General features: G+C 50.4%; 1 protein-coding gene. It reads right to left on the bottom strand.

Annotated elements, in window-relative coordinates:
- Nucleotides 1-180 precede the first annotated feature (180 nt).
- Nucleotides 181-1,045 (bottom strand): IS1380 family transposase (locus RB620_RS30125; protein ID WP_308100856.1); only part of this gene is annotated, 865 nt, incomplete at its 5' end.

The following is a 1,045-nucleotide window of genomic DNA, read 5'->3' as shown; positions in this document are numbered from 1 at the left end:
AACCTAAATTTCGAAAGCCCATAATATCAAGCAACTCGAATAGGGCGATCAGGAAACTACAACCAGTTATGGGTGGGGTGTTGTAGCAAATGCCCGTCTAATCGCGGTATTAGCAGACACCAGCCCCCTCCCCACTCGAAGGGGCAACGACATTTCCAAGACTAATTTTGGGATTATCGATCATTCCAATAAAATACTTTTTCGTTCCATTTGAAGCCACGACCACCGATTTTGGAACGATTCCGCCAGCTTCAAGGTGAATTGACGGCCGCTTCGTACCAGCACGCCAGCACAGTGGATGAATTCCCGTCGAAACCGCCCAATCGTAAAGGAACGATGAAGCGGATCACAACATTGAAACTTGAAGCGCTCGAACAGATTGTACGCCAGCAACTTCAGCAAAAGATCAATCTCATTGGCTGCAAAAGACTGTGTCGGAATACGGTGAATCGCAAAACCGTTCTTTCCTTCCTTGATGTAGTTCTCCATGCAGCAGCGTTGGTTGTAGAATCGCCAGACGTCAATGGCCTCCCACGCCTCGGTGGTGACCATCGCTTCATACTGCCAAAACAGGTCCAGTTCGAGCTGAGGATGATCGTTATCGTATCGCTGCATTTTCCGAATAACAGCCACGCGGCGTGTCTTGTCCCAGGTTGTCGCTTTGTAGTACAAGACGATCCCCTCGATGATCCAATCCTCATCGACGAAGCGTGTCCAGTGCTCGCACGAGCTCACTTGATCGGCAAGACGGTTTGTCCATTTTAATTTCCCGACATAACCAATTTGGCGCGATTCCCAATAGTGATAGAAGTCCTCGCCGCCGAAGCCTTTGTCGAACCGAACATAGCGAACTTCTCGTGCATTCAACAGTTCCAGCGTTTGCTCGGCGAACGGGAGCACATCCGTGGAACTGCTTGTATTGCCTGAGCGCAGCATGGCATTCACCAGCAATCGCGATTGACCTTCATACACGAGAAGAGGGTGATAGCTCTTGCGCCCTCGCTTATGGCTGTTGACGCCAACAGCCGCGCCTTGCTGATGACCA

Origin of the sequence: Paenibacillus sp. LHD-117, from assembly GCF_030929555.1 — a bacterium.
Taxonomy (GTDB): domain Bacteria; phylum Bacillota; class Bacilli; order Paenibacillales; family Paenibacillaceae; genus Pristimantibacillus.
Note: the sequence above shows the minus strand (reverse complement) of the source record. Positions and strands in the feature narration are given on the sequence as shown.